Below are 8104 nucleotides of genomic sequence, written 5' to 3'. Positions count from 1 at the left end.
TTGACTCGTAATAGACATTGCAAGTGGCAAAGCTGGCTGGTTGATGGTAATGGTTCCATCAGCAAAACAACCTGTTGCCGTATCCGTAACACGTACGGTATACGTACCTGCTGCCACATTGCTTAGCGTAAGTACATTATTAGATTTTGTTAAGGTTCCTGTACTAAATGTTGTTGGTGTATATGTGAAAGCACCTACTGTAGCATTTCCAGAAACGGTAAACGTTCCTGATCCTGTAGTTCCGCCTTGGCACAAAACATCGCTGGTTTTATTAGCCGCAACGGCAATTGGTGTAACTGGGTCAATATTGTGTGATTCGGTGTAGTAACAACCATTCGCATCGGTTACTCTAAAGGTGTAGTTTCCTGGTAATAAATTAGGGAACGAAGCCGCTACTGATGATCCTGCGGTCGTTATTGGTCCAAAATTAGAATTAGCTGTACCTGAATTTGTTGCTGTAATCAAGAACGATAAAGCGCCTACTCCATTGGTAGCCGTTACAGAAACCGTTGTGGTAGTTGCTGTACACGTTACTGCTGCATTTAAAAACGTTAAATCTGTTGGTTTGTTTAATGGTGCTAAAACAATAGCTTGCATTGGTGACAAACAACCATTGGCATCTTTAACTACTATTTGAATGGTTTGAGTGGTTCCGTTATCGTTTACAGTTAAGGTATTGCTTGGTCCAAAACTACCTCCATTGTTATAACTATACGTATACGTTCCTGTTCCACCTGTTGGTGCTACAGTTATGGTAGCCGATTGAGGCGCATTGGTAGTACTACAACTGAATGCTGTTGCGCTAGCGTTTGGTACAATTGGTGTTGGATTTATAATCGTCACTTGAGTTGGTGTCGACTCACAACCTTTGCTGTCTATAACTTTAATATCATAAATACCTGCTGCTAAACCTGTAAACTGGTTAGTAGCTTGAGTAGTATACGTTGTAACCGTGCTTAATTTTATAGCATAGGTATAAGTAGTAGTAAATCCTCCTGAAGGGGTTACAGTAATGGTCCCGTTATTCAAGCCGTTGCACGTAATATCCGTTTTTGCAGTAATGTGTGTCGGAGTTGTTTTTGGTGTTACTACAATAGGATTACTTGTTGCAGGACAACCACGGCTGTCTGTAACCGTGAATACATAGCTACCTGCTTGTGTGGCAGTGTACGGGAATGAAGTCACTGCAGTAGGAGTTCCTGAATTATAAGAAACACTATAGGTATAAGTTGGACCGTATCCGTTTGTAATGACTGGATTACCAATAGAGGCATCAACTAAACACGTTAAATCATTGATTAAAGTTACATTGAAACCTATTTGTGGAGCAATAACTACATTAGAAATTGTTGATGTACAATTATTACTATCCGTTACTAAAATAGTGTGTGTTCCTGGTCCTACATTGGCAAAAGAATAAGTAGTCGCTACAGAACTCACACCTGCATTGCTGTCTAATTGATACGTAAAAGGACCTGTCCCTCCCGAAACATTGACTACAAGAGTAGCTGGATCCGCAGTGGTATAGCAATAATCTGTGGTATTAGCCAGTACAGCATTAACAGCTGGAGAAGCTAAAACGGATACTGCAACTCCTGTTGGGTTAGTACAGCCATTTGCATCTTTTACAAATACCGTATAATCTCCCGCTGGAACATTAGTAAAATCTCTACTAGTATTAAAAGCGGTAATTACAGTAGTACCGTTGGTAGCACGCAATTCATATTGATAGGCCGGAGTACCTCCTCCGCCGGTTGCACGTATTGTAGCTCCTGTGGTACACGTTGCCGGAGTAAGTATTGCTGCAGCAGCTGTAACAGCAGCAGGCGCAATGATGTTTACTGTAAATGATTTAGAACAAGCCGTAACTGTAGATCCTACTGGACGAACCAAAACACTATAAGAATTAACGCCCAAGGTATTAATAACTACAGGAGAAGTTAACTGGGCAGCACTCCATGCACCACCATTATTTAATGAATATTCAAAACCAGTAGTGGCATCAAAATTTTGAGCCGTGATGGTAAATCCGCCATCAGCACCTCCTGCACAAGACACATTGCGTTGTCCTGTAACTTGAGCCGCAAACGCACGACCTGTAGGTACTTGGATATCAATCGTTCTTGATGTAATACAAGCTTTTGGCAATTGATACACTCTAATGTCATCAATAGCAGCATCATTACCATTGTAATCTGTACTACCAGACCTTACACGGAATGTTAAAGACGTATTGTTTCCTGGATTCAAAGATACAGATCGTAATACCCAATTATTAGAACGGGGTATTGTAGGTATTGGAGGAACTCCTGTTGGGTTTGGTGTTGGAGGTATTGGTGGTTGCTGAGCAACTATATTTCCAAATGAATCTACTAATTCAAAAGAAAAGCTAGGATCTGCAGCACCCACGAAATTAGCACGCAATAAATTAGCTACGTAGGCTTCTACAATAACAGGTTGATTAGGGATAATATCATTAATTACCTTACTGTACAATACCCCATTAGCACCAGCTGCTTCACCAATATTAACTGCTAAAAAGCGTCCATTAGGATTGGCTCCTGCAGTAGTATGGTCTCTAAAAGCAAACCAAGCAGAGTTATTTGGAACAATTCCTCTTGTAACTACGTACTGATTATCTTCTAAAGTTAATCTAGTATCATTAGTACAAGTTGACGGAACTACATCTAGATTGTGATAGCAGTAAGCAGCTGCTATCCCTGGAGTGGTTGTGTTTGCACCAATACCAAAATCTTCATTCAATAAATTACTAAATGTAGTTACAGTAGACAATTGATAATCTATCCTTATGGCATGGGGTCCCGGCGTAACGTTTAAGAAAATATTACTTGGAGTATTAGGGTTTTGTACACCATCAATAAAATAATTATAAGTATAATTGATATTGCCTGGATTATTTACCGTTACAATACTTGTGGCTGTTCCGTCACAATTAAAATCAACTGGCGTACCCACATTAATATTTGGAATTGCTGGAGCAGGATCAACAGTTACTGGAGCTTGAAAAATACAATTGTTTCGGTCTCTTACATACAAAATATAATTACCTGGCGCTTTCAAAGCATTATTAACGGTGGTCCAAGATCCTTGGTTGTCAAAACTAAATTCATAAGGCGCAACTCCTCCTTGAACATTGGTAATACGAACCCTGCCTTCGCCCGCCGGTCCACAACCTGCTAACTCAGATACTCCTGCAGAAGCTGTTAGCGCTGCTGCTGGTTGGGTAATGGTAATAGGTCTCATAGGTTCCAGACACTCTACTCCATTCAATGTGTATTTTAAGATGGTATTGTAAGTCCCTGCAGCTAAACCAGAAATTAGTCCCGAGTTACCATAGTTCAATCCGTTATCTATACTGTAGGTTACGGTATATCCATTATCAGCAGTCATGTTAAAATTAATAACACCAGTAGTATCACCATAACAATTTACATTAGTCCCTACTGTGTTGTAAACCGGTTTAGGAACACTTGCTACGTTTATAGAGGTTGTAGTTCTACAGCCGTTAAAATCAACAACTACTATTTGATAAAGTCCCGCTGTTGGGGTATTTATAACATTCGAAAATTGAGGAGATGTTGCACCGTTTACATAATAGGAATATGGTGTGGTTCCACCAACTGGTGTAACAGTAACTTCACCTGTTTCGCAGGTTAGTGCTTTGGTTTGGTTTACCGTAGCTGTCAAGATAGCAGGTTCTTTAATTTCTATAGATCCGGTACCCAAACATCCATCATCAGTTCGTACTTCATAGGTGTACATGCCTGCGGTTAAATTTGGAAAGTCAAAATCACTTGCAGCAATTGGGCCAACTGAATTTACAATTGTTCCATTCTTTTTTAAAGTGTAAAAATATTGTGCTCGTACGTCATTGGCTGCTAATTTTATTAAGCCACGATCCCCATTACAAAGTGGTTGAGTTACAAATTCACTTACAGTAAAATTACGTCTAACAATATCAATACCTGGTACTGAAAACAAACATGGATTAGTTGCAATGCCTTGTTGTCTAATATAAACCGTATAAGTTCCTGGAGTTGAAATTGGAAAAACATTACTGGTTTGAAAAGGACCTGTTGCATTCAAACTGAATTCATATCCTGTAGCGGGAACTCCACCCACAGTAATTTGTCCGATGGTCGTACAATAGATATCTCTAGAAACGGCAGTTGGGTTTAATAAGTTTTTGAAAACATTAAAATAGAATATATTAAAACAGCCTCCTGCATAATTAAACACTACTCTATATTGACCTGAGGTATCGGCAGTATAATTAGATCCTGTAGCCACTGTAGTCCAAGTACAACTAGCTTGTTCATTGGCACAATCATCTGAACCAACGGCAGGACAACTGGCTTCGTTCAAGCGTTGCCATTGAATGGAAGTAGCATCAGAAGCACCCGTAGTGATTAATTTGCTCGCATTAGCACCACACAAAAATATTTTAGGTAATAGCTTTCCGTTATTCGTACAAGTTACCACCTGATCTGCAAATGGAATAACCGGATTAGAAACCGCTGATCCAGCTGGTTTTACAGTAACCACTTGTTTTATAGTTCTACATGGAGCTATTGCAAAATTGGTTACATAATAAGTACCCGTTTGCGAAACCGTAATGGATTGTGTTGTACCTATTACCGGAGTTCCTGAAGGGCTGGTTGACCAAGAATAAGCATTATATCCATTGGCAGCTGTAAGTACCACAGTGGCACCACATAACTGGTACTCTTTTGTATATACACAATTTTCAGTTCCTACTAAAAAATTGGTTGGTGCTGGAGTTCCTAAAAAACAAGCTCCAAAAGTAGCTAAACTTTGCTGATCATCAACTTTAATTCCACTTGTAACACCATCATAGGTTGCAAAAGCTGTATTTTGAATCTTGTCTGAACAAGCATCACTCAAATCATTACATTCAGGAACTACTTTAACTTTAAAACGAATTATATATCTAGGATCTTTAACCTCAACTAAATTTTTAGGAATTGTAAATATAATGGTTCTTGTTGAAGCAGTATAGGTGTATGTAATTCCTGAGCCGTTAGGAATAATAATATTACTAGGATCAAAATTAATATTGATAGGCAAAACATCTTTAATGGTAAAGTTATCAGCATTGTCATTTCCTATGTTTTGGAAACCAATTGCATAAAATAATTCTTGACCCAGAGTTACATTTTGATTACCAATATCGTTTGTTAGCGTGGCATCGCTGAAAACTTGTTTGGTCAAAACAATATTTGGCGCTATGATATCTAAAGCAATTGCATTGAAATAATAAAAATAAATATCTTGTGAACTTCTTAAATTAATGGTTGCACTAATATCATTATTTTTAATAATTGCATTACCATTATTATTGATCTCTAGTATTCCAGCGTCATAACCTAATGTATTAGAACTGTTTGGTGTCCTATTGAGGAAATCCTCCGTTTTGTTTGTAACAGGATCAATAAAAGTTACAGAACTATTAAAAAAATTGTTTGTGCCTCTTATGGTGGTTCCTGCATTATTTACTGCAGATAAAATAGACCCATTGATTGCTAAGTAATCACCATTAATTCCTTGATCACCCTCTAAGGCCGAAAAAGCAAATTTTGCTCTTACAGGTCCCGTTGGGATTGTTCTGAATCCCGAAACTGGTATATCTAAGTTTACAGTAGAACTTATGGCACTAAACCCATCAAAAGAAGTAATGGATTTTGCAGGTAATTTAGGATCTTCATATACAATGTATAACGACCAACCTGCCGAAAGTCCAGTACCGCCATTTATACCTTGAGCTGTAGACACGTTTGCAACAGTATAGGTTCCCTCTGGATTTGGATTCCCTGTTCCAGTCACTAAGCTAGTTACATCAGCCACACAAGCATAGGGCAAACTGGTTCCTATGAGTGTAGTCGAATTATGAATGACGGTTCCTACAACATCATTATAACCGCCCGAAGGCATTTTAAACTTAATATTGGTCACTGGAGTTGTACCCTTAGTTACGGCACCCCAATACAAAGCTGCATATACAATTTTATAACAAGGCGCAGAGGTAGCTACGGGATTCGGAACAACAAGATTAGCACTACTAGAATTAAAAATACCTGGAGTAGCACCATTATCAATGTTGATGTACTCCATACTAAAATCAGAGTTCAAATTGGTATTATTATAAGGATCGTTTGGATTCCTATTATTAGTATTCCTATTCAAAATACTGTTACCTATAAGTAACATATCACCTTTAATGTCACGATCAAATCGACGTGTAAAAGGAACTACGTTTTGAGAAATAGACAAAAAACTTTGCAAAAACATAAAAGCAAGTAGGATTACTTTTAAAAAAGTAGTTTTTTTCATGATTGTGGTATTTTTAAAGCATAAGCCTAGTAAATGGGGAAATCTACTAGACAGATCTTTCTTATTTATTTTTAAATTCCAATTTTAATATTCTCTAACGGTTGTTGCTTTTATTAAATTAATCAAAGATCCCAATCTTTGTTCTCGTCTAATTTTCAACTTTTATAACAACCATTTTCGCATTGTACGGCTTGTTTCCTCTTGACTCTAATGTTTTAGTCGCCTCCTCCAAAATATCAAAACGTGTTGTGTAAATGAAATAGTTAGAAGACTTCACATCAAAGAAGAAATTCACCTTATTTTCCCCTGCCGCAACCGTTTTGGTTAAGAATGCATCTCGTTTTGCAACGTCTGCATGAACCGCATAAACAATATAATATCCTGTTTCCACATTTTTAATGTTCTTGATAATCTGCATGTTCAACTGCTCATTACCAAAATCAAAATCTTCTGGTTTTAATGGTGTTGCACTGAGTTTAGTAGTCTCCTTAATACGTTTTAAGGTTTCCTGATCTCTAGCCAAACGATCGTCTTCATTTTGGAAATTCGCACGCTTGATACGGCGTTTTTTCTCTATTTCTGTATCCACTTTAATTTGTTCTAATGTGGCTAACAAGTTTTTGTTAGACAACTCCGCTTTCGCTTGCTCTGCTTTTAATTGCTCTATACTTTGCAAGTAGCTTACAGTAAGGGCATCGTTCTTGTTTGGCACTTTTTTAATACGCTCTTCATATAATGCCTTAAAGTTACTCAATAATTGATTCTGATTTTGATTTACTATTTCAATTTCAGCCTTCAAGTTATCTAGCTCTGCATTTTGAGCAGCAGCACTCTTAAATGCTTTTGGGGCACTAGCAATTCCTTTATCACTTAAATCGTTCTCCGTTTTTAAGTCCTGGAGTTCTTTCTCTTTCAGTTTTACTTTCTCGTTCAATTGAGACAATAGTTGTTGTTGCGTTTTACCAGCCATATCAAGAGTCTCCGCAATTTTATCCATTGATTTGGAATTCTCATCCTTTGGTTTATTTTGAGCAGCCAACTTAGCTTGAGCTTCGGCATCTGCCTTCGCTTTTGCGTCGGCTTCTAGTCTTGCTTTAGCCTCTACTTCTGCTTTGGCTTTAGCTTCCAAAGCTTGTTTCGCAGCCTCTGCCTCTGCTTTAGCTTTAGCTTCAGCAGCTAACTTCGCTTTCGTTTCTGCTTCTAGTTTCGCTTTGGCTTCCACAGCCTTTTTTGCAGCTTCGGCATCTGCTTTCGCTTTTGCGTCTGCAGCTAATTTGGCTTTGGTTTCTGCTTCTAGTTTAGCTTTGGCTTCCGAAGCTTGTTTCGCAGCTTCAGCATCCGCTTTCGCTTTTACATCTGCAGCTAATTTTGCTTTTGTTTCTGCTTCTAGTTTAGCTTTGGCTTCCGAAGCTTGTTTCGCAGCTTCAGCATCCGCTTTCGCTTTTACATCTGCAGCTAATTTTGCTTTTGTTTCTGCTTCTATTTTCGCTTTGGCTTCCGCAGCCTGTTTTGCAGCTTCGGCATCTGCTTTCGCTTTTGCGTCTGCAGCTAATTTGGCTTTAGTTTCTGCTTCTAGTTTCGCTTTGGCTTCCGAAGCTTGTTTCGCAGCTTCAGCATCCGCTTTCGCTTTTGCATCTGCAGCTAATTTGGCTTTGATTTCTGCATCTAATTTAGCCTTAGCTTCCGCAGCTTGTTTCGCAGCTTCGACATCCACTTTCGCTTTTGCATCTGC

General features: G+C 38.5%; 1 protein-coding gene and 1 pseudogene. Both read right to left on the bottom strand.

Going from position 1 to position 8104, the window contains the following annotated elements; translation table 11 throughout:
* The coding region (locus DNC80_RS08225) for a SprB repeat-containing protein (protein ID WP_182650748.1) at window positions 1-6372 on the bottom strand (6372 nt) is incomplete at its 3' end.
* A 148-nt stretch (window positions 6373-6520) separates the two neighbouring features.
* A pseudogene (locus tag DNC80_RS08220) lies at window positions 6521-8104 on the bottom strand (hypothetical protein); the annotation flags it as partial.

Origin of the sequence: Flavobacterium sp. SOK18b (assembly GCF_014156605.1) — a bacterium.
Classification (GTDB): Bacteria; Bacteroidota; Bacteroidia; order Flavobacteriales; family Flavobacteriaceae; genus Flavobacterium; species Flavobacterium tiangeerense.
Note: the sequence above shows the minus strand (reverse complement) of the source record. Positions and strands in the feature narration are given on the sequence as shown.